Raw genomic sequence first — 25,516 nt, forward strand, 5'->3', positions numbered from 1 at the left:
TACTGTCATTGAATTTTACAGTATACTTATTGGTATTTTTTGTGTTAGCTAATGCAATACAGGTCAGCAATAGAGCACAAAAAAGTATTATTTTAGAAAAAATCTTATCCATTACGCTATGTTGTTTTGAGTAACTCTCATTATCCACATACGGTCTTGGTAAGAGCTGTTAATATTAGAATAGTATGACAGTAAAGCATTGTTCCATGTACCATGCTTTTTTAAATACACATATCTATAATTATTTTCTGGGTTTATAAAATAGCTAGCGTTTAAGCCTTGCTTGTTTAGTAGCTTAACAAAGTTGTTTGCATTTTTAGCACTTGCAAAAACATTTGCAATTATATAATAACCAGAGTCTACACCATTAAATTTTACAATTTTGGGTGTTGGATAAGTACCTGCAACATTGTCTTTCTGTACAGGGTTTCTAAATTTAGGATTGTCATTACTATACTTATCTCTTGTTTTTGTTTTGTCTTTTGTAGTAGTAGCTGCATAGCCAGTATTGTTATACCTGCTATCTGTATTTGTACCATTGTCTACATTCATAATCCACATATCATAATCGTATGCGCCATTAAGTTGTGAGTTATGTGCTGCTTCTGCTTCTTTCCAAGTATCATATCTTTCTAAATACACATACTTTAAATCTGTTTTTGGATCTCTTATATAATCAGCAGATAAGCCATTATCTTCAAGGTCTTTAATAAATTTATTTAAATACCCTTGCCCTTTGTATACATTAGCAATTACATAGTAGCCATCTTGTACACCGTTTAAGTGTTTAAATTTTCTTCTTTTTATTGTAGAAGCGTTTTTAGTTACTTTTTTTGTTGTACTATTATTTGCTACTGCATTATTTGTTTTAGTTGCATCTGTTGCTACAGTTGCATTTTCAACAGTGTTGTTAGTAGCATTTTGGTAGTTAGAAGTTGAGGTCTTTGGAGTAACAACAGTTGTTACATCTTTTTCTATACCGTTTGGTTTATTAGTAGTGTTTTCTGCAACTGCATTTTCATCATTATTAATGAAATACATTTTTTTAGCTCTCTCTTCTAAATCTGGTCTTTTACCTTGAGTTTCACTACGTACCATACGTAACACTCTTTCAAACCTTTTTTCTAAATCTCTTTGTCTGTTTATTTCTAAAGAATCTTGTCTGTACATTAACTCTGCCAAAACTTGGTCATTTTCAGCCAATCGTTTTTTAAGTTCTTCAAATTTTTCAGATTCTAATTCTTCGTCTAAGTTTGTATCTTCTTCATTAAATGCAAGTTCATTATCACTATCATCTTCTAACATTACTCTGTCTTCTGTTAAGTTTGGAGTAAATGAGTATGCAACAGAGATTTCATGAGTTACACCAAAATTATCTAAATCACCAGATATACCTTTTTCCATAGTATACCCTAATGATAATCGTTTGTTTAGATTAAAACCTAAACCTGCAGCGGCACCATAGTGGTCATCATAACCAACTTGGGCCCATCCAAGTTTAGGTAAATCTAATATAAGGCTACCACCAAGCACAACATCTTCTTGCCCACCTTTACGTACTCTAGCCAAAGGCATTAATCTACCTTGTTCTAAAATACCAGATGTTTTATCAAACTGATGTGTATATTGTAAGTGACCAGAGAAAGTTTTATCTGCAAATTCTGTAATAGATTCGCTTGTTTTTAGGTTATAATCAAATAAGTTTTCTGCATATAAACCAATATCAAACTTACCATAAGACAAGTTAACACCAGGCTGAAACTGTAATAAATTGTCTCTTTGGCCATTTAAAAACGGATCGTCTGGATCTGCAGCGTTTACTCTACTTTTATCTAAACCACTGGCATAGTAAGACATATTGGCTCCAAAAGTAAAGTTACTTTTGTCGTTTAGTTTTACACCGTAAGCATAGTTAGCAAGTACACCGTAATTTGTTAGTGTACCAGCTGTTTGTTGGTATATACTTAAACCTAAACCTGTACGGTCATTAATACGTCCACTATAGCTTAAAAAGTAGTTTTGATTGTTATCTGTAAATTCTACCGATTGGTTTCTGTGTAATAAGTTTATGTACGACTTGTCTTCCCTTACCGTAGAAAACGTAGGGTTTATTAAGAACCTATTATATTTTAAAAGGTTCTGCGATGGAACATCGTATGATAGGTATGGATTAACCTCTTGGGCACTAACATTGGTTAGCACCATCACTAATAATAGAAAGTATATGTACTTAAACTTAAACATTTTAAATTATCTTATAATTGTTATAGTCCCTTGTTTTTGACCACCTTTGTCATCAATAATCTTATAGTAAAAAACCATATTTTGCTTAGGGAAACTCATAGATGAAGTTGGCCAATTGTTTTTGTAACCTTTTTCATTTAAAATTTCCTCACCATTACTGTTGTAAATAATAACAGTAGCATTAGGGTTGTTAGAGTAAGAGTTTGGTAATACCCAAAGGTCGTTTTTACCATCACCATTAGGTGTTACTACGTTAGGAACGTTAAAAGTATCTTTGTATGAAACTGTAAATTGTTTTATAACTTCACAGTCGTCTATTTTTGCTATAAGCGTGTATGTGCCTTCTGCTGTTAAACTTACAGATGAACTTGTGCTTAATTCTACATTAGCTGCATCTAACCACTGGTAACTTGTACCACCGCTTGCAGATATTGTTTTAGTTTGTCCTTCTATAAGAATAACTGGATCTGAGCTGTCTAACGTTATTAAATCTTCATTTAAAGGAGAAATAACAACTTCGTTAGAACGTAACGGACAGCCATTTTTTAGTACCTCTAAAACAAATGTTCCTGTTTCTGTACTAGTTAAAGTTTCATCTGTAGTATTATAACTAACACCATTCTTGTACCAAGTAAAGGTTTCACCTGCTAATGCTGTTGTTGTACTTATTACTACCGGATTGCTTGGGTTACAAAAAGTAGTACTACTTGCTGTAATAGCTACGGTTTCTGATGTTAATAATGTTACGCCTAAAGTGTTAGAATCTGTAGCGCTGTAGCCACTTATGCTTGCATTTAATGTATAATCTCCATTTGCAGTAATATCTGATAGTGCAATAGCATTGTTAGTTTCGCCAGAAATTGCCACACCATCTTTTTTCCATTGGTATGTAAATTCATTTTTAAGATCTGCTGTAACATCTGTTTTTGTACCATCTGCAGCAACAGCTTCAATTGTTTTTACATCTAATGTTGTTGTTGTGTTTTGGCAGTCTGTATAAGCAGCTGTATAATCTATTGCTATGTTAAAAGAAGCCGGACTTACTACTGTTGTTTTATCAGAATCTATTGTAAATGGGCAACTGCCACCATTGTCTGTTATACGCGCAAAATATTCTCCTGCACTATTCACAACTAATGTATTTGTAGTCTCTCCACTAAGTACTACTCCATCTTTGTACCAAGCATAAGTTACAGCTGTACTGCTACTAGTTACTTGTAATGTTTTAGTTTTAGTTGGTAAAATAACAAGGTTAGCTTCATTATCTCTTGTTAATGTAACATTAGATGCAGTTGTTATAGAAATAGCTGCAGAACGCTCTAAACAAGCTCCTGGGCCACTTATTTCTACTGCATAGTTACCTTCAAAACCTGGTGTAGAGCCATCTACTGTATATGTATGGTTATCTACAGTTGGTGATGTAATAGCAACATCATCCTTATACCAAACATACGTTAAGCCTTGGCCAGATATGTTTGCAGTAAGTGTTTCTGTTTCTGTAGAACATAAACTTGTTTTAGAAGGTGTATTTAAGGCAACTCCTAAACTTGTCCCCGTTGTAACTTCTATAATATTAGAATCTGTGCTAGCAGATCCAGAACATATAGAACCATAATCTATCTGTACAGAATACATACCTGCTTCTGTTGTAGTTAATGATGGTCCTTTTTCTGATAATAATGTACCGCTTTTATACCAGTTATACTTGTAACTACTAGCATTAGGTACATTATGTGGAGCCATTGTTATTGCTGTACCATCACAAACTTCTATGGTACCGCCAGATGGTATATTACCGTTACCATCTTGACTCATTAATATTGGCGAGTTAAAGTCTACATAGTACATAGAGTAAGGACCCGCAGTCGGACTCACTTTCTCTGGACTAGTACTTTTTACTCGTATTTTGTAATTTTCGCCTCTAGTGTCTGTAGGCAATGCAAACTGTATGTTAAAGTCATAATTAGAGTTTTTATCATCTAATGTAGCTAATACTACAGGGCTACCAAAGTTGCCATTAGAGTCAGATAATTCTAAAATAAATTTGTTGTCACTGTTAACTGCAGGAGCATTAATCCAGGTAAAGTTTACCCAGTAAGAGTTAAATCCAGATGATGCACATGCGGCAGTCCATCCGCTTGTACCACCACCACTTGGGTCGGCAATGGGTTCTGGAGCATTTAAAATTTGGGCTGTTGTTGTTAGCGAGTAGCTAAATAACAATAAAAGTACCAAAAGAGCTGTAGTAGGTGTTGTTCTCATGAGATGATTTTTTTTGTAACTATTTATTGTCTGGGGACATAGTTAGTTAGATTAAACGTTTAAAATTTTTGCAAACATTTTAACGCGTGTGCGAAATTTGCTTTAACAAATATGGTTGTTTATAACTTGTTCATAAATTTATTGTTGTAGTAGTATTTAAATATGTTGTGAAAATGGCTTTATTGTATGGTGACCGATTTTTTAGCACCTATAATTAATCTAATTTTGTACCTTTACAGCTTAATTTTATCCTATGAATGAAGGCGAAAAATCATTAAATTTTATAGAGCACATTATCGAGGAAGACCTGAAAAATGGTTTCTCAAAAGAGGATTTACGTTTTCGTTTTCCACCAGAACCTAACGGGTATTTACATATAGGACACGCTAGTTCTATTTGTTTAAATTTTGGGTTAGGTTTACGTTACAATGCACCTGTTAATCTGCGTTTTGACGATACAAACCCGGCAAAAGAAGAACAAGAGTACGTAGATGCAATTAAGAAAGATGTCTCTTGGTTAGGCTATAAATGGGAGCATGAGTGCTTTGCTTCAGATTATTTTCAGAAGTTGTATGATTGGGCAATTTTTCTTATAAAGCAAAATAAGGCCTATGTAGATAGTCAATCTTCTGATGCTATGGCAGAACAAAAAGGTACGCCTACAACACCAGGTGTTGCTAGTCCCTTTAGAAACAGGTCTGTAGAAGAAAATTTAGACCTTTTTCAACGTATGAAAAATGGTGAATTTAAAGAAGGCGAACACGTTTTACGTGCTAAAATAGATATGACCTCCTCTAACATGCTTATGAGAGATCCTATTATGTACCGTATATTACACAAAGCCCACCACAGAACAAATACCGATTGGTGTATTTATCCTATGTATGATTGGACTCATGGAGAAAGTGATTACTTAGAACAAGTTTCTCATTCTTTTTGTACGTTAGAGTTTGCTATGCATAGAGAATTGTATGACTGGTTTTTAGACCAAGTATATGATGAATCTAAAACAAGACCAAAACAAAGAGAGTTTGCAAGACGTAATCTTAGCCATACCGTTGTAAGTAAAAGAAAGTTGCTTAAATTGGTAGAAGAAGGAGTTGTAAAATCTTGGGATGACCCTAGAATGCCTACTATTTCTGGTATGCGTAGAAGGGGTTTCACACCAGAGTCTATTCGTAATTTTGCAGATACAATAGGTATTGCAAAAAGAGAGAACCTTATAGATGTATCATTATTAGAGTTTCATGTTCGTGAACATTTAAATAAAATTGCACCTAGAGTAATGGGTGTTTTAGACCCTGTAAAAGTTGTAATTACCAATTATCCAGAGGGACAAGAAGAGTGGTTAGACGTAGAAAATAACCCTGAAGATCCTGATTCTGGTAGTAGAAAAATACCATTTTCTAGAGAAATTTATATTGAAAAAGCTGATTTTAGAGAAGAGGCTAATAAAAAATTCTTTAGATTAAAATTAGGTAAAGAGGTTCGTTTAAAAGGTGCATATATTATTAAGGCAGAATCTTGCACAAAAGATACCGATGGGAATATTACTGAAATTCAATGTACATATGATACTTTAAGTAAAAGTGGTAGTGGTACCGAAGAAAGTTTACGAAAAGTAAAAGGAACTTTACATTGGGTATCTGTACAACATGCAATTGAATCTGAAATTAGATTGTATGATAGGTTATTTACAGATGAAAGCCCGGATACTCATAAAGATAAAGATTTTATGGAATTTATAAATCCAGATTCTTTACAAGTAATTAAAGGTTTTGTTGAGCCAAGTTTAAAAGATGCAAATATTGGAGATCGTTTTCAGTTTCAAAGAATGGGTTACTTTAATATTGATACTGATAGTACACCTGAAAATTTGGTTTTTAATAAAACTGTGGGATTACGAGATTCTTGGGCAAAAATTCAGCAAAAAAGCTAGTATAAGTTTTATTGATGCTAATGTAAAAATCATTAACATTTCTTATTAAAAAAGGCTTTTTTTAGTGAGTTTTAAACGTTTTTTTAAAAAACTTAATGCCATTGTAAGGGTGGTTTAGTATAATGCTCTGTAAGCTCATTTAAATAGTTTTTTGTCTTAAAAGTTCCTTTTTTAGCAAGTTTTGCTTTTTAATTTTTGTAAAATTTTATAAGTATAAAAAAATCCGATAGAAATTTAAATTTCTATCGGATTTTCTAATTTTTATTAGATTACTTTTTTCTATTCATCTTTTGGTTTGTCTAATTTTTTTTGATCTCCTTTTTTAGGAGTATTTGTTTTTTTCATAGACTCACCAATCATATTACTTGCTGTAAATGATGCAACCATATTATTTAACATATCACTACCAGCTTGTGGTGAATTTGGTAATAATATTAAATTAGTATTTGTTTCTTCACCTATAGATTGTAATGTATCATAATGTTGGGTAACAACAATTAAGGCAGAAGCTTCTTGAGAATTTATACCAACTTTGTTAAGTACTTCTACAGATTCTTCTAATCCACGTGCAATTTCTCTACGTTGATCTGCAATACCTTGTCCTTGTAAACGCTTACTTTCTGCTTCAGCTTTTGCTTTTTCTACTATTAAAATACGTGCCGCATCTCCTTCAAATTGCGCTGCAATCTTCTCTCTTTCAGAAGCATTAATACGGTTCATAGCTTGTTTTACTTGTGCATCTGGGTCAATATCAGTTACTAATGTTTTAATAATATCAAAACCGTAATCTAACATTGCATCATTAAGTTCTGCTTTTACTGCAAGTGCAATATCATCTTTTTTAACAAAAACATCGTCCAATTTCATTTTTGGTACTTCTGCACGTACTACATCAAAAACGTAAGATGTTATTTGATCATGCGGATAATCTAGTTTATAAAAAGCATCATATACTTTATCCTTTATTACTTTATATTGAACAGAAACTTTTAATCTTACAAATACATCATCTAAAGTTTTTGTTTCAATAATTACATCTAATTGCTGAATTTTTAAGCTTAATCTACCAGCAATACGTTGCATAAAAGGTATTTTAAATTGCAGACCAGATTGTCTAATGCTACTAAATTTACCAAATGTTTCAATAATAGCAGCTGTTTGTTGTTTAACTACAAATGCAGCTGAAAATATTACAAATACTACAAATACTATTAGTGGTATTAATAAATAACTTCCCATAATTTTTAAGGTTTTTAGGTTTATGTTTTAAATGTACAAATACTGTACATATATATGTAATTAAAATAGGGGATATGTTACATTTTTATAAAAAAAAAGCTACAAATGATAATATTCATTTGTAGCTTTTGCTTAATAAGGTATATAGTTTACGCTAATTTATCTATAGCAGTTTGTATTCTTTTAATAGTTTCTTCTTTTCCTAATAATTCAACAATATCAAAAACGTGTGGTCCTTTCATATCGCCAACTAATACCAATCTAAAAGGAGGCATTACTTTACCAAAAGACAATTCCTTATCTGTAATCCACTCTTTTACAATTGTTTCTGTATTGATTGAGCTAAAGTCTGTTATTGATTCCAAAACAGATACCAACTGGTTTAATATGTCTGGAGTACCTTCTTTCCATTGTTTTTTTACTGCTTTTGGTGCATATTCTTTTGGTGCAACGTAAAAATAGTCTGCTAAATCCCAAATATCTTTTACAAAAGTTGCTCTCTCTTTTAATAAGTCAACCAAACGCTCAACAGTTTCTTGTTTTGCTAACGGATGAGTTTCTTGTACGTGACTTAAAATAGTAGGCATTAATAATGTTGCAATTTCTGCATTATCTTTTGCTTGTAGGTATTGTGTATTATACCATTTGGTTTTATCTGGATCAAAACGAGCTCCAGATTTATTTACTCTTTCTAAAGAAAATTCACTTATTAATTGTTCTAAACTAAACAATTCTTGCTCAGTACCTGGATTCCAGCCAAGTAAAGCTAAAAAGTTTACAACTGCTTCTGGGAAATAGCCTTCTTCTTTATAACCAGTAGACTCTTTCCATGATAACGGAAACACAGGAAACCCAAGCTTTTCTCCATCTCTTTTGCTTAATTTACCTTTACCTACAGGCTTCATAATTAATGGTAAATGAGCAAATTCTGGTGCTTGCCAGCCAAAAGCATCATACAATTGTTTGTGTAAGGCTAAAGATGGTAACCATTCTTCACCACGTATTACGTGAGTAATTTCCATTAAATGATCATCAACAATATTTGCTAAATGATACGTTGGCATTCCATCACTTTTAAACAATACTTTATCATCTAATACATTAGTATCTATATGCATAGTACCACGTATTATATCGTTAAGTTCTAATTTTTCGTTTTCAGGAGTTTTAAAACGTATTACAAATGGCTCATTATTAGCTAATTTGGTATCTACTTCTTCCTTACTTAGTGCTAGTGAGTTGTTTAATTTTAAACGATTATGCCAGTTGTAAATAAAAGTTTTACCATTAGCTTCGTGGTTTTTTCTATGTTCATCTAAACTTTCTGCAGTATCAAAAGCATAATATGCTTTACCATTTGCAATTAGCTCATCTGCATATTCTTTGTATAAATGTTTACGTTCACTTTGTCTGTACGGACCAAATTTTCCTTCTTTTCCAGGTCCTTCATCAAAAGCAATTCCACACCAGTTTAAACTGTCAATTATATATTGCTCAGCACCTTCTACATATCTATTTTGATCTGTATCTTCTATTCTCAAAATAAAATCTCCACCATTTTTTTTTGCAAAAAGGTAGTTAAATAGGGCAGTGCGCACACCACCAATATGTAACGGTCCGGTAGGACTTGGAGCAAAACGTACTCTTACTTTAGAACTCATAATATATATTTATTGCTACAAAGATACAGTTAGTTATTTGTCCTATTAAAGTGTTATACTCACTTTTTAACAATTTTTTTCTATGTTTTTCTTAAACTGTGGGTATCTTGGTATTAAATATCACAGATTTTGAATAGTTTAGACCATATTTTACATAAATTAAGGGCCTTTACTAGAAGGTTTTATACCCAAAAGTTACTTAAAGGATTACTCCTTTTTATTAGTTTTGGATTGCTGACTTTATTAGTAATATTAGGGCTTGAGTACCTATTATGGTTTAATTCTACAGGTAGATTGTTGTTGCTTTTAACACTTTTAGCAATTACTTTTTACCTTTTATATGCTTATATTTTAACACCTCTTTTTTACTTATTTCAGCTTAAAAAAGGAATTTCTAATAAGGATGCAGCAATTTTAATTGGTAAACATTTTCCTGAGGTAGGTGATAAGTTGTATAATTTGTTAGATTTAGCAGATAACCAACAAACATCTGAGCTTTTATTGGCCAGTATAGAACAACGCTCTAAAAAGTTAGATGCTGTTCCTTTCGTTAAAGCAATAAATTTTTCTGAAAATTTTAAATACGCTAAATATTTGCTAGTACCACTAGTAGTAATAATATTGGTTTGGTTATCTGGAAATTTAAGTTCTTTTTTTGGATCCTATGATAGGGTTGTTAACTATAAAATGGCTTTTGAAAAACCTGCTCCTTTTTCTTTTAAACTGATTAACAATAATTTACGTGTTTTAAAAGGTGAAGATATTACACTTAAGGTTACAACTGAAGGTGATATTAAGCCAGAAAATATATCTATTATTGCTAACGGTAATGAGTTTTTTTTACAAGAAAACAATGGTTTTTATGAGCATACTTTTGTATCTCCAGATAAGAGCACTTCTTTTTATTTTTTAGCTAATGGTATTACATCTAAACAATATAGCCTTACTGTTTTAGAGATCCCTTTTCTAGAGAATTTTAATATGAAATTAATGTATCCCTCATATACTAACAGGCAACCAGAAACTCTTCAAAGTACTGGTAATGCTACTTTTCCTGAAGGAACCAAAGTTCAGTGGACTATAAAAGGCAATCATATAGATAGTATTTCTTTAAAGGTGAAAGATTCAAAAATTGGCTTTAATAAAAAAGAAAACATTTTTACAACCACTAAAAATATATACCAAAGTACCCACTATAGTATTAGCACATCTAACAAAAATGTTTCAAATTTTGAAAAATTAGAATATAAGTTTACTGTTGTAAAAGATGCTAGCCCTGCATTGCAAGTCAACCAAGTTAAAGATAGCTTAAACCCTAATGTGTTATATTATTCTGGTACTGCATCTGATGATTATAAACTGATTAGTATAAAACTAGTTTGTTATCCAAGTAATTCTATAGAAAATAAGCAAATAATCAATATTTCATCACCTAATAGTAATGTAGCACAATTTTATTATACATTTCCATCTGGTTTAAATTTAGAACCTAATGTTGACTATAATTTTTACTTTATTGCCACAGATAATGATGCTATACATAATGGTAAAACCACTAAAAGTCAAGTGTTTAGTACAGTCTTATTAGATGATAACGCACTTAAAAATAATAGTCTACAGCAACAGCAACAACTTTTAAATAATTTAGATAATTCTTTAGATAAGTTTAAAGAACAAAAGGATGTTTTAAAGGAATTAAATAACAAACAAAAGGAAAAAACTTCTTTAAATTATACCGAACAGTCTGAGGTTAAAGATTATTTGCAAAAGCAACAACAGCAAGAGCAAATGATGGAGAAGTTTAGCAAGCAATTAAAAGAGAATTTACAAAAGAGTAATACAGACGATAAACAGAATAAATTACTTCAAGAACGTTTAGAACGTCACGAACAACAAGCAAAAAAGAACCAAAAATTACTTGAAGAACTAAATAAAGTAGCAGATAAAATAAATAAAGATCAGTTAACTAAGCGTTTAGAAGAACTTGGTAAGAGCCAAAAAAATAGTGAGCGTAACCTAGAACAGCTTTTAGAGCTAACAAAAAAATATTATGTTACAGAAAAATTGGCCCAATTGGCACAAGATTTAGAGAAACTTGCAGAGAAACAAGAGGTACTATCAGAGCTTAAACAGGACCAAAATTTTGAAAAAGAGGAGCAGGAAAAATTAAACAAAGCCTTTGAAGATTTAACTAAAGAACTTGATGAGCTTGAAAAGGACAATCAAAAATTACAAAAACCATTAGATATTAAGGCTAATAAAGCAAAAGAAGACGCCGTTAAACAGGATCAAAATGATGCTTTAGAAGAGCTAAATAAGGAACAGGGGAGTGATAATTCTTCTAAATCTGAAAGTAAAGCCAGTAATAAAGCTGCAAAAAAACAAAAATCTGCAGCTGATAAAATGAGACAAATGAGTTCTCAAATGCAGCAATCTTCATCTGGTTCTAGTGGATCATCTATTACTGAAGATGCTGAAATGCTTCGTCAAATTCTAGAAAATCTTGTTATTTTCTCTTTTAAACAGGAGCAATTGTATAATGATATTAGCTCAAAAGATGATGATGTTGCTAAGTTTTCTACAACAATTAAGCGCCAAAAAGAATTACGTACATTGTTTGAGCATGTAGATGATAGTCTGTTTGCACTCTCTTTGCGTCAGGCAGAAATTTCAGAAAAGGTAAATAAAGACATTACTGAAGTGTTTTATAATATTGATAAATCATTAGAACAATTAGCAGAAAATAGGACTTATTTAGCCACCGCTAATCAAAAATATGTTCTTAACTCATCTAATAGTTTGGCAGATTTTCTTGCTAATTTGCTAGATAATATGAACCAGAGTATGAAATCTGGTGCTGGCAAAGGACAAGGAAAGGGGCAAGGTTTTCAATTACCAGATATTATTAAAGCTCAAAATAGCTTAAAGGATAAGTTAGGTAAACAGGGAAATTCAAAATCTTCTGAAGATAAAAAGCCTGGTGAAGGTCATAAACCTGGTGGGAGCAAGCCGGGATCTGATGGTAAAAAAGGTAAAACTGGAGAAAAAGGTAGCGAAGGCGAGGGCGGAAAGAAAGGTGAAAATGGCAAAAAAGGAGCTAGTGGCAATGGAGAAAATAAGAATTCTAAAGGCAAAAACGGAAACCAAAATGGTGAAAATGGTGCTGCAGGACAAGGGTTATCTGAGGAAGAACTAAAAGAAATTTATGAAATTTACAAAGAACAACAGCAAATTAGACAGGCTTTAGAACAGCAATTAAATGATATGATTGCAAAAGAAGATAAAAATTTAGCCAAGAAACTGTTGCAACAAATGGAAGATTTTGAGAACGATTTACTTGAAAATGGTATAACAAATAGAACTCAAACCAAAGCAAATAATATTCAACATCAACTCTTGAAGTTAGAAAATGCAACTTTAAAACAAGGTGAAAAGAGTGCAAGAGAAGCTAATAAAGCAAAAAATAAGTTTACCAATCCTATTACGACTAAGCCAGAGGCTTTACAGAATTATCGTAACGAAATAGAAATTTTAAATAGACAAGCACTACCTTTGCAGCAAATTTTTCAAAATAAAGTGCAACGTTATTTTAAAACAAATGATTGATTTTCATTATGAAACAGATTTTAGTTTAATTGATAATACCAAGTATATCGATTGGATTAATAGGATTATAGCTTCTGAAGAGCATTTAACAGGTGATATCAATTACATTTTCTGTGATGATTCATACTTGTTAAACATCAATCAGCAGTATTTAAATCACGATACGTATACAGATATTATTACGTTTGATTATACAGATGGGAAGGTTATTAGCTCTGACATCTACATTTCTGTAGAACGAGTTAAAGAAAATGCAGTAGATTTTAAGGTAGATTTTGATGTAGAAATGCTTAGAGTTATGGCTCACGGCTTACTACATCTTGCCGGATACAAGGATAAATCTACTGAAGAAGCGGCATTAATGAGGAGTAAAGAAGAAGAAAAAATTAAATTGTTCCACGTGGAACATTAAGATTATGTTTGATAAAGAATACGATGTTATTGTAGTAGGAGGTGGCCACGCAGGCGCGGAAGCAGCCGCTGCCGCCGCAAATTTAGGTTCTAAAACTTTGTTGGTTACAATGAACCTTCAAACCATAGGGCAAATGTCTTGCAATCCTGCAATGGGAGGAATTGCAAAGGGACAAATTGTACGTGAAATTGACGCTTTAGGTGGTTATAGTGGTATTATTTCTGATAAATCTGCTATACAATTTAAGATGTTAAACAAGTCAAAAGGACCGGCAATGTGGAGTCCTAGAACGCAAAACGACCGTATGCGTTTTGCTGAAGAATGGCGTTTGGCATTAGAAAGAACACCCAATTGTGACTTCTATCAGGAGATGGTTTCTGGCCTAATTATAGAAGGAGATAAGGTATGCGGAGTAACAACTTCCTTAGGTATTGAGATCAGATCTAAGTCTGTTGTACTAACAAATGGTACCTTTTTAAATGGTTTAATTCACATAGGTGAACGTCAATTAGGAGGTGGTAGAGCAGGTGAAAAATCAGCAACAGGCATCACAGAACAACTAGTAGATTTAGGGTTTGAAAGTGGTAGAATGAAGACCGGAACACCACCTAGAGTGGACGGTAGATCATTAGATTATTCTAAAATGATAGTGCAACCAGGAGATGTTATTCCAGAGAAATTTAGCTATACAGACACTAAATCTTTAGCGCATCAACGCGATTGTTTTATGACTCATACTAGTACTTTAGTACACGATTTATTGCGCGAAGGGTTTGATAGATCGCCTATGTTTAACGGTAGAATTAAGAGTTTAGGGCCACGTTATTGCCCTTCTATTGAGGATAAAATTAATAGATTTGCAGACAAAGATAAGCACCAATTATTTGTAGAACCTGAGGGTTGGGATACGGTAGAAGTGTATGTAAATGGCTTCTCAACTTCGCTACCCGAGGACGTACAATTTAAAGCTTTACGCTCTGTTGTTGGGTTTGAAAATGTGAAGTTTTTTAGACCTGGTTATGCTATAGAATACGATTATTTTCCGCCTACACAATTAAAGCATACACTAGAAACTAAGCTTGTAAATAACCTGTATTTTGCTGGTCAAATTAATGGTACAACAGGGTATGAAGAAGCCGCAAGTCAGGGGCTAATGGCTGGTATAAATGCACACCAAAAAGTGAAAGAAAATGAGCCATTAATACTAAATAGAGATGAGGCTTATATAGGTGTTTTAATAGATGATTTAATTACAAAAGGAACAGAAGAACCATACAGAATGTTTACTTCTAGAGCAGAATATAGAACATTATTAAGACAAGATAATGCCGATATTAGGCTTACTCCATTGGGTCATAAAATTGGTTTAGCATCAGATTCTAGACTAAAAAGGATGGAAGAAAAGCTTCAAAAATCTGATGCTTTTGTGAACTTTTTCAGAGAAACAAGTGTTGTTCCAGAGGACATAAATCCTATTTTAGAGTCTGTAAATTCTACTCCAGTTAAACAATCTCACAAAATGTTTAAGAGCTTTTCTAGGCCAAATGTCACTATGGATCATATGCGTAAATTAAAGTCTGTTTCAGAATTTATTGAAGCTGAAAATATAGATAGAGAGGTAATGGAGCAGACCGAAATTCAGGTTAAATATGCAGGTTATATTGCCAAGGAAAAGAACAATGCAGATAAGCTTCAGCGTTTAGAAAATATTAAAATTCCTGAAGGTTTTGACTATCGACAATTAAAGAGTTTGTCTTACGAAGCTCGTGAAAAATTAGAGGCAATTAGACCAGTGACTATCTCGCAAGCCTCTAGAATTAGTGGGGTTTCGCCAAGTGATATAAGTGTACTACTTGTATTTATGGGTCGCTAATTTAATTTATTATATAGACGATTTACCCAATTGTTCCACGTGGAACAATTGGGTTTTTTTGTTTTAACAAAGATGTTTTTGTTTGTCTTTTCTATGGTTTTTATAACGGTAGGTTAGTGTTGTTTATTGTGTGTTTGTTTTGAGTTAATTTTAATTCTCTTTAAGTTTTTTTAATGCTCTTATTTTAGATTTTTTCAGTATCTAATTTTACTTTTTTGCTGTGGGTTAATTAGAAAATATTTTATTCTTTTTTAGATCAATTGTAAAATTTAAGTGTTCTGAATTTTTAGTTTTTCAATTTTCAATTTCAATTTTTTCGAACCTAAATTGTTTTAGAATCCTTACTTCAAATTTCATCTTTTTTATTTTTTCTGATATTGATTTTTATACCTTCCTTTTTAGAATTGATTTCAGATTTTTGTTTCTATTTTTTTATCAGCAACTTTTATTTTTTGTATTCAGATTTTTTATTTTCTCTTCATATTTATTTTATTTTTTTAATTGAATTTTTGTTCAAATTTCACGTATTATTTTTGTGTCGTCTTCTTCATTTTTTTGCATCAATTTTTTCTCTTTTTTAGAATTCAATTTTCACTTTTATTTTTAGTTTTTTTAGATTTTAAAACTTCACCCTTTTGTTAGTTTTTTGTTTTTTCTGTTTTCTTTTTTTGTAGTTTTTAAAATGAATCTATTTTTTAATTTTCATTCTCTTTTATGGTTTTCAATTTTCAATTTCTTTAATGTTTTTTTCTTTTTTAAAATTTACTTGTTTCATTTTGGCTTGTAAATTTTTTTAGATTTAAATTTTTCAGTTGACTAATTTTTTCTTGCTTTAGTTTTTTTTATCAACCCAAAAAAGTAAATAGGTGAAACTATTTTTTTAAAGAAATTAGAATAGTGTAGTGTTCAAAATTTAGTTTTATTCCTTCTTTGTTTTTTAAGTTATTTTGGATTTGTATTTTCAAAAAAATATTTTCTTCTAACTTCTAACTTCTAACTTCTAACTCTTGGTTCAATTTTTGTTTTTGATAAAAGGCATTCAATTCAAAAAATAAAAAAAATGAAAAATGTATTTCTTGTGGTTATTTTAGTTTTTGTTCAATCTTGTATTCCGTTGCGGGTTGCTCCCAATATTCAAGATTATAAAATTACTAAAGGCAAAACTTTTAAGAGAGGATTAACCAAGCATCACGTTTTTATTTTTGAAGATCCAAAAGACGAAAGTGAATTTTATAATTATGTAGATGTAAAATATCAATTATATAATATTGATGTTTTTTAAAGCGTTCCTTTTTTCATAAACGATGTTCCTTATTATTTTTCTTTTTATGAAGTAGAAAAAAAAGACAAGAGTATAGATATACTTTCTCCTACTTTAGGAGTTGTTGCAAATAGAGCTATTGGTTCTAGTGACAATCCTTCTGATTTTTTTAATGAAGAGCCTCAGTTACGTGTAGAAGGTAATTATTATATTGCCATAAGCGTTACAGACGATGACGGAAAAGATTGCTTGGATAAAAATTCACTTTCACGTCCTTTAGTTTTAAACTATCTTCGTGCTTTAAAGAAAGAATATTTAGCTACGCACAATTACAATGAACTTTTATTTAAAAACTAAAGACCATTCTGTAACACAAGAAAATTTTACATTAAACTATGATGAGGAATTGGATATGTTGGTTACAGAACCACAACCAGAAAATTTAGATGTTTATTATGAGAGTGAAGATTACATTTCTCATACAGACGCAAAAGAAACTGTTGTAGATAAAATGTACCAAGCTGTAAAAAATTACAGTTTGCAAAAAAAGATTCAGTTAATTACATATTACACCAAAGGAGAAAAATCTGTTTTGGATGTGGGTGCAGGTACAGGAGATTTTTTAATTACTGCGCAAAATAATAAATGGACTTGTGCTGGAGTGGAACCAAATGAAGCGGCCAGAAAAAAAGCTACAGAAAAAGGTTTAGATTTATTTAGTAGTTTAGAAACACTACCAGAAAAAAAATACAGCGTAATTACACTTTGGCACGTTTTAGAACATTTGCCAAATTTAGATGAGCAAATAAAAATGCTAAAATCTAAATTAACAGAAAATGGTACGTTAATAATTGCGGTTCCAAATTTTAAAAGTTACGATGCAAAATATTACAAAGAGTATTGGGCAGCATTTGATGTGCCAAGACATTTATGGCATTTTTCTAAAACAGCTATAAAAAAGATTTTTGCAAAGCACAATATGAAACTTATAAAAACCAAGCCAATGTTGTTTGATGCTTTTTATGTTTCATTATTATCTGAAAAATACAAAACAGGAAAACAAAATATGTTTACCGCTTTTTACAGAGGTTTGCGTTCTAATTTATCTGCAATGAGAACCAATGAACATTCTTCTGTAATTTATATCCTTAAAAAGAGCTAAAACGCATTTTAATGCGTTTTAAGAAGGGTTTAGCACCTGTCACAAGTACTAAGTCCTTTTTTTTGTTTTTATGCATTAGAAATAACAATAAAAACCATTTTTTAATAGATTTGATTTATTTATTTGATTATACAGCATAAGTTATAACTATAATAGTTTTTAATTATATTAATTATTTCCCTTAATAGTTTATGCTAATACTCGTGTTTTCTTTTATTTTTTAAAAAAAGTCAGAAATTTAATTTTAACCAATTTTAAAACTAAAGATTGTTTTTCTTTAAGATTCAAAAACTTTTCTATTTTTGCTCAACTTAAATAACTTTCCGTCGGTTCGGGAGTTTACATTAAAAACCTAGAAATGAAAAAAATAATTTTTGCACTTGCATTCATCGGTTTAGTAGGATGCCAACAAAGTAAAATGGGTTACGTAGATAACGTAAAACTTATGAACGACTACCAAGAGAAAGTAGACTTAGAAGCTAAGTTTAAAACTAAGATAGAAGCTTTTGGTAAAAAGAGAGATAGCGTACAACAAGCTTTTCAAATGGAAGCACAAGCTTTTCAGGCTAAGGCACAAAAAATGGCTCAGGCTAAAGCTCAAGAAGAGTACGGTATGCTACAGCAAAAAAGCCAATTTATTGGTCAGCAATTGCAGCAAGAAGAAAAACAACTACAAGTTAGCAGTCAAACAGAAATGGATAGTTTAGTTTCTAAAGTTAAAAAAGAAATTAAAGCTTACGGTAAAACAAACGGTTTCTCATACATCTTTGGTGGTGGAGACGGTGGTAGCGTTTTATACGGTACAGAAGCAGATGACCTTACAGATGAGATTACTAAAATCTTAAACGATAACTACAAGAAGTAATCTTGTTGTTTACATATACAAAAAGCCTCAGCATAATGCTGAGGCTTTTTTGTTTTAAGGCTTTTATAATTAGTAGTACACCTGCATTAAATAAATTGTATATAAAAAGAATAAAACGCTCTTAAATGACTTTAAAATCAAAAATAGAGGTATTAGAACACTGTAAATACCAAGTATTTTTGGCGTATTACGTATTTCCGTAATTTTTTAGTGCGATAAGTTATATATTTGAGAGGTAATCTTCTCTTCTAATTTTTAATAATAAATTTAAAGCTGACTTTATGAAAATCAGATACACTAAAAAAAAGGTACGTACCAATATTCTATTCTCATTCTTGTTTGTTGTTTATGCATTATACAAGTCGGTATATCTTACTATTAAAAGTGAATCTATAAAGTGGATTGGCTTTATTTTACTGGTTATTGCTATTAATTGGTTTCTAAAAAGTATATTAAAATCTACCAATTATTGTATGGTTTTAGAAAACGGAATACTAAAGGAAGCAACAGTTTTTGGTAAGAAAATTGCATTAAAAGATATTACCTACATTAGAAAAACTAAAGAGCAATATATTTTAAAAACAGCTGATAAAGAGTTGGTTGTACATATAAAACAAGTAGAGGAGGAATCGCTTAAAAATTTAGATAACGTATTGGCAAACTTAGACTTACCTGCAGAAAAAAACCCTTTTGCTGTTAGTTGATCATTTTATTTTAGATAAATTTAATGCTGTATGAAGAGAATTAGTTTTAAAAAATGGGCATTTCATTTCTCTGTCTGGGTGATTATCATAAATATAATTACCTTTTATAATGAAATAAGTTACAGCAGTGTATTTAACACCTATAGTTTAGACCGACTTTTGTATTTAGGTATTTTATCAACTTTAATGTTACTGCTTGCTATTATTTTTCTTGTGATAAGTGCTATAAAAAAGGAGAAGCGTAATTACCAGTTCTGGACAGCACTTAGCTGTGTGTTTGTTTTTGGAGTATTGCCTATTTTAGTACTTATGTTTGGGTATTATTTTGTTAAATACTAATTGGTATTTTTATTACAATAAGCATCTTAAATTTTATACTTGTGCATTTATAGTAAACTTAAATGTGGCTCCGTTTTCTTGGTTATTTTCTAAACTCATTTTTCCACCTAGCATTTCTGTATACGCCTTGGCAATTGCTAAACCAATACCTGCACCGTGTAAGGCATTTTTTTGGTCTGTATCTACCTGGTAAAAAGCTTTAAAAATTGCTGCAATTTTATCTTTTGGCACACCTATGCCAGTATCTTTTATAGAGAACTCTATAGTATTAAAGTTTTTATAATAACATTTTAAAGTTATAGTCCCTTGCTCTGTATACTTAATGGCATTGTTTATTAGGTGTTTAAGCACTGTGGTTAGCTTTTCTTTATCTGTATGCACCAATGCCTCATTACTGCTAATTAAGTTGTTATTAATAATTTGTATGCCTTTTTCTTTTGCCATAGTCGTTACGCTATTAAAAGTGTTATTTATAACAGAGTTAATGTTAAATGTAGAGTTGTTTAAGGTCATTAAACCACTCTCTACTTTAGATATGTTTACAATGTCTTCAATAATACCTAAAAGCTTATTTCCGTTTTCTTCTATTAACTGTAAATATTCTTGAGATTCTTTGTTGTTTTTGTGCAACTCTTTTAAAAAGTCTGCGCTACCTAAAATACCATACATTGGAGTACCAATTTCGTGGCTAATATTGGCTAAAAAAGCCGATTTTAATTTATCTGAGCTTTCTGCTTTTTGTCTTGCAAGCACGGCCTTATTGTGCTTTATTACAAGCTCCTTTTGTAATTTACTTTCTTTTACTAATGCATTATGTAACTGCTTAATTAAAAACGAAATAGAAAATACTAGTATAAAATTAAACAGTACATTGTTTACTGTTACAACTGCAAGTACATCAAAATCGTAATCATCATAAAAAGGAAAATAAAATAAGTTAAAATAATAACCAGCTAATAGTATTAAATACAGCACAACTGTTACTATTACCCAGTTTAAGCCTTCTTTTCTTCCTTTATATAGTGTTATTAGTGATGTTGTTGTGTATAAAAGTATGCTACCGTTTCCTTTAAAACCTAAATGAAGTAAAAGTCCAAAAGAGAGAATAAATAAGGTGTATGAGAAAATTGTTTTTTTAGTGTTAAAACCAATTTTATTGATAAAAACAATGGCAACTAAAGCTAAAATTGCAAGGGTATCTATGTACAGAACAAAAAGTTCACCCCTGGTTATTGCAACATATCCACTAGGAAAATAAGCAATACCACCTATAAAAAAAGTAAGTAACAGTATGGATATAAATAGCTTATCTCTAAAATATTCTAAGCCTTTTTTATTGTTTACTGCTTTAAAATTACTGTATTTTACAAACCAATTTGTGTAAGATTTCCACCATTTATGCACCATTTTTTAGGCAGTTTATACTATTTATTTTATAAGTGTAACTTATTAAAAGTAAGAATTTTATTAGTATTCTGCTGTGGTCAATGGTGTTATTCGTTAAACAGTAAATTTTAGCTATAAAAGAACTTTTTTTATTTTTTGGTTATGTGCAGGCTTTAAGTTTTTCTTTTTTTCTGGACACTGCCAATGTGTGCAAATTGTGAATCCAAATGTAGAGCCAGAGTCTTGGTTGTTTTTTAAACTTAACTTGCCGCCAAGCATTTCTGTATATGCTTTGGATATGGCTAGTCCAACACCAGAACCGTGCAAAGCGTTTTTTTGATCTGTATCTACTTGGTAAAACGCCTTAAAAATAGATCTAAATTTGTCTTTAGGTATACCAATTCCGGTATCTTTTACTTCAAAAGCAACAATACCTTCTTCCGGTAAATGGCATTTTATATTTATGCTTCCTTTTTCGGTATATTTTATAGCATTTTTAACCAAGTGGTTTAATACGGCTTCTACTTTTTCTTTATCGGTATAAATTAAAGATTCGTTTGTGCTAATTAAATTGGTTAACGTAAAATCTATATCTTTTTCGACAACTTCAGTTTTTAATTTAGTGTATATTTCTTCTACACAAGTTTTAACATTAAATGCAGTAGGAGTTATTGGCATTAAGCCAGATTCTACCTTAGAGATATTTACAATATCTGCAATAATATCTAATAGTTTGTTGCCGTTTTCTTCAATTAATTGTAAAGATTTTTGATAACCGTTATCTTCAGTATTGTAATCTTTTAATAAATCTGTAGTTCCTAAAATACTGTACATAGGTGTGCCAATTTCGTGACTAATATTAGCTAAAAAAGCAGATTTTAATTGTTCAGATTGTTCTGCTTTATTTCTTGCAGCAACAGCATTGTTGTGTTTAACAATTAGTTCTTTCTGTAACTTGTTTTCATTAAGTAAGGCTTTGTGTAATTGGGTAATTAAAAATGAAATAGAAAAAACCAATATTAAATTAAATAATAGGTTGTTTAAGCTAATTATAACATATTCTGTAAAATTATAACCCGTTGTGTGTACAAAGTTGTAATACCCCAATTTGGTAAAAATTAATACACAAGCATACATTAAAACTGCATAACCAAATGCAAAAAAGCCGGCTTTTTTACCACTGTACAATGTTACTGCAGATGTAGTCATTAATAATATTAATGCACCATTACCGCTAAGTCCGTTATTAATAAATAATAGCGTAGATAGTATTAATAAATTGCCAGAAAAGATATGTTTTTTCAGATTTAAACTAAGTGACCTATTAAATACCACAAATAAAAGTACAGAAACAGCCAAGGTATTTATCAATACCAATTTCATTTCAAAATTTATATAGGCAACAATTACACTAGGTATATATGCTAATACACCAAAAAAGTTTACCAATAATAGAATAGAAATAAATAATTTATCTCTAAAATATTCTAAACCTTTATTGGTGTTTGTAATTTCAAACTCAATATAATTTATATACCATTTACGGTACCTGAACCACAATTTTTGCATACTTATGTTTGGGGAATTTAACTTGTACCTATACTAACGTCTCTGTTGTTGTTTGTATTTTCTTTTTTATTGTGTTTTCGTTAAACGGTAAAATTATGTAATTCAACGATTGTTTTTTTACTATTTGTAACTATATTTTGACAGATTATTTACATTTAAGTAGCTTTAAGTATAAGCGTTTGTAAGTTTTTGTCTATTAATAATTTTTATATTGATAGCTGTATACTCTAAATTAAAAAAGTTAGTTAAAAGTTGTCCCCAAATTTTTTTCTGTTTCGTTATAGAGTTGATAATGAATTAATTGTTAATTTTAAAACAAAAAGAATGAAAGATTTTATGCTTATTTTTATTGGTAAAGAGTACACAGACCTGGGACTTTCTCCTGAGCAAATGCAAGAACGAATGGGGAAATGGTTTGCTTGGAACCAAAAAATGCAAAAAGAAGGTGTTGTTAAACACGGAGAAGCATTACACCCAGAAGTTAGGCAAATATCTGGACCTAACAGAACTGTTACAGACCTAACAGCAGCAGAACTTAAAGAAATTGTTGGCGGTTATTATATGGTAAAAGCCAAAGATTTAGATCATGCTTGTAAAATTGCACAAGACTTTCCGGATTATGATCTTGGCAATACTGTAGAAGTTAGAGAAGTTTTAGTTTTTGACGAAATGTAAAATGCAAAATCAGCAACTTATAGACCATCTTTTTAGACACCAGTATGGAAAGATGGTTTCTATTTTAATTCGAATATTTGGATTAAAACATATTGAACTTATTGAAGATGCTGTGCAAGATACTTTTGCAAAAGCAACGGTGCAGTGGCGTAAAAAAGTTCCAGACAATGCAGAAGCGTGGTTTACTACTGCTGCTAAAAATAGGGTTATTGATTTGTTACGAAAATTAGATGCAGATAAAAGCCGAATTGAAAAACTAAATTACAGCGCTTCTGCTATTGCATTTAATAATTTATTTGAAAAAGAAGAAATACAGGATAGTGAACTACGTATGATTTTTACTGCCTGCCACCCCAAATTAGACCCTAAAGACCAGATAGCTTTTGCTTTAAAAACTATTGGTGGTTTTAGCTCATCAGAAATAGCAACTGCATTACTTTTAAAACCTGAAACTGTAAAAAAAAGATTAACCAGAGCTAAACAAACTATACTTAAAAGAAAACTGAACTTTGAGCTGCCTGCTAAAAAGCAATTACAAAGTAGGTTGCATAATGTGTTAGAGGTAGTTTATCTTATTTTTAACGAAGGTTTTCACTCTAACCACAACAAATTACTTGTGCGTAAAGAACTTTGTGGAGAGGCGCTTAGATTAACTAAATTAATATTAAGAAAAGAACAGTTTAGGTGTGGTGCTAGTTATGCTTTATTTTCATTATTGTGTTTAAACTCATCTAGATTAGGAGCCAAGGTTGATGAAAATTTTAATAGTATAGATTTAAAAAATCAAGACCGCAGTAAATGGTATTTGCCACTAATTAATTTAGGTGTCAATGCTTTAGAAAAAGCTAATGAATACCCAGATTTTTCTACTTATCATATTGAAGCTGCTATTGTTACAGAACATATAAAAGCACCTACTTTTGAAGCTACCAACTGGAAACAAATTTTGGAACTTTACAAACAATTAGAACAGCACCAAGAAAATACTATTGTTTCTTTATCAATAGCAGTGGTGTTTATACAGTTAAATGAACCGCAAAATGCATATTTAATTTTACAAAAGTTAGAGCCAAATGCGCTAGAGCAACGCTCTTATTTGTTTTATGGTGTCAAAGCAAAATATTACCACTGTGTTGGGAATATTGATAAAGCTATAAGTTACTTAAACACAGCTATAGAAAGTGTGCCAAATTTTGCAGAGAAAACCTATTTAATTAAAAAAAGAGACGCACTACTTACAGTGTAAAAGTATTGGGGTTTTCTTCACAAAAATTCATCCAGTTTTTTAATCTTTCCAAATACATTTTTAAATAGTTTTCCGTTAAAAATATGTTAGACCAGTCAAACCTTTGTGATTGTACACCTAAATAAAACAACCATACTGCTGTTGCAGCAATAGGTATTAAGTCTATCTCTGTTTTACTTAATTTAGTCTTTGTTTGGTATCCCTTTAAAAACTCTTTTATCTTTAGTTTATAGGCTTCTTTATCTGTTTCTATATGAAAAAGTTGTGCGCAAAAATAGGCTACATCTAGTACCAAGTAACCATTACCACAAAAATCAAAATCAAAAATTGTAATTTTTCTATTGTCTGTTATGGCCATATTATCATACCAAATATCTAAATGAATAATACCTTCTGGTATTTTTTTATTTTTAAAGGCTATTTCAACCTTTTTACCTACTTCCCTAATGTATTCCATTTCAGGTAATTTGGCATCAAAATATTTAAGTGTAAAGCTGTAGGGTTTGGTAGTTAGTGTTTCTGTGGTATAGTTAACACGCGCTATTGTTTTATTTACAGTGGTGTTGTGTATTTCTCCCATTAGCGCACCAATAGCAAACGTTGTTTGGTGGTCTAAAAACCTAACTTTTCCTCCTTCAGCAAAAGAAAAAAGTACAGCATAACGTATACCTTCTGGTGCTTGTATTTGCTGTATAAAATTTTTGTTTTTATCTGTTAATGCATAAGAAACACTATGCTGGTTATCCTTTAACAGCTCTAAAAGTTTTAACTCTTCTAAAATCTCTTGCTTTGTTCTCCAATTGTAACAATATACGCGTAGTACATAAGTGTTATGTTTATTTTTTATAAAGTAGGTGTGGTTAATACCTGTTCTGTATAGTAAACACTTAAAATCTTCGGTTAATTGGTATTTTTCTTTAACCAGCTTGCATAAAGCAGTTGCAGAAAGGGTAGAGGCAGTTACAGGAAAACTTGTCATCTTCTAAGGAATAATCTTCCGTTTACAATGTATACTGTAACCGAAATTAAAGTTAGGTAATGGTACTTTGTTATTTCATAATATAAAAAACAAA

General features: G+C 30.9%; 18 protein-coding genes. 11 read left to right on the plus strand and 7 right to left on the minus strand.

The features are described 5' to 3' along the window. Positions 1-111 precede the first annotated feature (111 nt). Complete coding sequence (locus CELLY_RS06650) at positions 112-2,244, minus strand: PorP/SprF family type IX secretion system membrane protein (RefSeq protein ID WP_081457532.1); 2,133 nt, start codon at positions 2,242-2,244, stop codon at positions 112-114. A 6-nt stretch (positions 2,245-2,250) separates the two neighbouring features. Then, positions 2,251-4,506, minus strand: a complete 2,256-nt coding sequence (locus CELLY_RS06655) for a T9SS type B sorting domain-containing protein (RefSeq protein ID WP_013620895.1) — start codon at positions 4,504-4,506, stop codon at positions 2,251-2,253. 253 nt (positions 4,507-4,759) lie between these two features. Here CELLY_RS06655 and CELLY_RS06660 point away from each other — a divergent pair, with 253 nt between their 5' ends. Then, entirely contained in the window at positions 4,760-6,445 is a 1,686-nt protein-coding gene (locus CELLY_RS06660) for a glutamine--tRNA ligase/YqeY domain fusion protein (RefSeq protein ID WP_013620896.1), read from the plus strand. Between the two features lie 279 nt (positions 6,446-6,724). Here CELLY_RS06660 and CELLY_RS06665 read toward each other — a convergent pair whose 3' ends face one another. Both CELLY_RS06665 and gltX read right to left on the minus strand, forming a co-directional pair. Beyond that, a complete protein-coding gene (locus CELLY_RS06665) occupies positions 6,725-7,684 on the minus strand; it encodes an SPFH domain-containing protein (protein WP_013620897.1) in 960 nt (319 codons plus the stop codon). A gap of 149 nt (positions 7,685-7,833) precedes the next feature. Continuing rightward, the gene (gene gltX / locus CELLY_RS06670; RefSeq protein WP_013620898.1) at positions 7,834-9,345 is read right to left on the minus strand and encodes a glutamate--tRNA ligase; all 1,512 of its coding nucleotides are present in this window, start codon (positions 9,343-9,345) and stop codon (positions 7,834-7,836) included. A gap of 231 nt (positions 9,346-9,576) precedes the next feature. Between gltX and CELLY_RS06675 the strand changes: the two genes are divergently transcribed. From CELLY_RS06675 to CELLY_RS16975, 8 genes are all read left to right on the plus strand, one after another. After that, entirely contained in the window at positions 9,577-12,951 is a 3,375-nt protein-coding gene (locus CELLY_RS06675; protein WP_244847085.1) for a DUF4175 family protein, read from the plus strand. After that, a complete protein-coding gene (ybeY, locus tag CELLY_RS06680; RefSeq protein WP_013620900.1) occupies positions 12,944-13,363 on the plus strand; it encodes an rRNA maturation RNase YbeY in 420 nt (139 codons plus the stop codon). Before CELLY_RS06675 ends, ybeY begins: the two co-directional genes overlap by 8 nt. A gap of 4 nt (positions 13,364-13,367) precedes the next feature. Beyond that, on the plus strand, positions 13,368-15,236 hold the full coding sequence (mnmG, locus tag CELLY_RS06685) for a tRNA uridine-5-carboxymethylaminomethyl(34) synthesis enzyme MnmG (RefSeq protein ID WP_013620901.1): 1,869 nt from the start codon (positions 13,368-13,370) through the stop codon (positions 15,234-15,236). Between the two features lie 1,060 nt (positions 15,237-16,296). Continuing rightward, positions 16,297-16,518 (plus strand): hypothetical protein, encoded by a 222-nt coding sequence (locus CELLY_RS06690; protein ID WP_013620902.1) that lies wholly within the window; start codon positions 16,297-16,299, stop codon positions 16,516-16,518. A 313-nt stretch (positions 16,519-16,831) separates the two neighbouring features. After that, positions 16,832-17,659 (plus strand): class I SAM-dependent methyltransferase, encoded by an 828-nt coding sequence (locus CELLY_RS06695; RefSeq protein WP_013620903.1) that lies wholly within the window; start codon positions 16,832-16,834, stop codon positions 17,657-17,659. A 358-nt stretch (positions 17,660-18,017) separates the two neighbouring features. Beyond that, complete coding sequence (locus tag CELLY_RS06700; protein ID WP_013620904.1) at positions 18,018-18,524, plus strand: OmpH/Skp family outer membrane protein; 507 nt, start codon at positions 18,018-18,020, stop codon at positions 18,522-18,524. A 281-nt stretch (positions 18,525-18,805) separates the two neighbouring features. After that, positions 18,806-19,228 (plus strand): hypothetical protein, encoded by a 423-nt coding sequence (locus CELLY_RS06705; RefSeq protein ID WP_013620905.1) that lies wholly within the window; start codon positions 18,806-18,808, stop codon positions 19,226-19,228. 30 nt (positions 19,229-19,258) lie between these two features. Continuing rightward, the gene (locus CELLY_RS16975) at positions 19,259-19,567 is read left to right on the plus strand and encodes a hypothetical protein (RefSeq protein WP_148228888.1); all 309 of its coding nucleotides are present in this window, start codon (positions 19,259-19,261) and stop codon (positions 19,565-19,567) included. Positions 19,568-19,600: 33 nt separating this feature from the next. Here CELLY_RS16975 and CELLY_RS16655 read toward each other — a convergent pair whose 3' ends face one another. Further along, positions 19,601-20,974, minus strand: coding sequence for a sensor histidine kinase (locus CELLY_RS16655; RefSeq protein WP_013620906.1), 1,374 nt, complete (start codon positions 20,972-20,974; stop codon positions 19,601-19,603). Between the two features lie 111 nt (positions 20,975-21,085). Then, on the minus strand, positions 21,086-22,522 hold the full coding sequence (locus CELLY_RS16660; protein ID WP_013620907.1) for a sensor histidine kinase: 1,437 nt from the start codon (positions 22,520-22,522) through the stop codon (positions 21,086-21,088). 324 nt (positions 22,523-22,846) lie between these two features. Here CELLY_RS16660 and CELLY_RS06720 point away from each other — a divergent pair, with 324 nt between their 5' ends. Continuing rightward, positions 22,847-23,197, plus strand: coding sequence for a YciI family protein (locus tag CELLY_RS06720; protein ID WP_013620908.1), 351 nt, complete (start codon positions 22,847-22,849; stop codon positions 23,195-23,197). A 1-nt stretch (position 23,198) separates the two neighbouring features. Further along, complete coding sequence (locus tag CELLY_RS06725; RefSeq protein WP_013620909.1) at positions 23,199-24,443, plus strand: RNA polymerase sigma factor; 1,245 nt, start codon at positions 23,199-23,201, stop codon at positions 24,441-24,443. On the opposite strand, the gene CELLY_RS06730 is transcribed toward CELLY_RS06725, so the two are convergent. Beyond that, complete coding sequence (locus tag CELLY_RS06730; RefSeq protein WP_013620910.1) at positions 24,433-25,422, minus strand: phosphotransferase; 990 nt, start codon at positions 25,420-25,422, stop codon at positions 24,433-24,435. The genes CELLY_RS06725 and CELLY_RS06730 overlap by 11 nt on opposite strands. Positions 25,423-25,516 lie beyond the last annotated feature (94 nt).

Source organism: Cellulophaga lytica DSM 7489 (assembly GCF_000190595.1).
In the GTDB taxonomy this organism is placed as follows: domain Bacteria; phylum Bacteroidota; class Bacteroidia; order Flavobacteriales; family Flavobacteriaceae; genus Cellulophaga; species Cellulophaga lytica.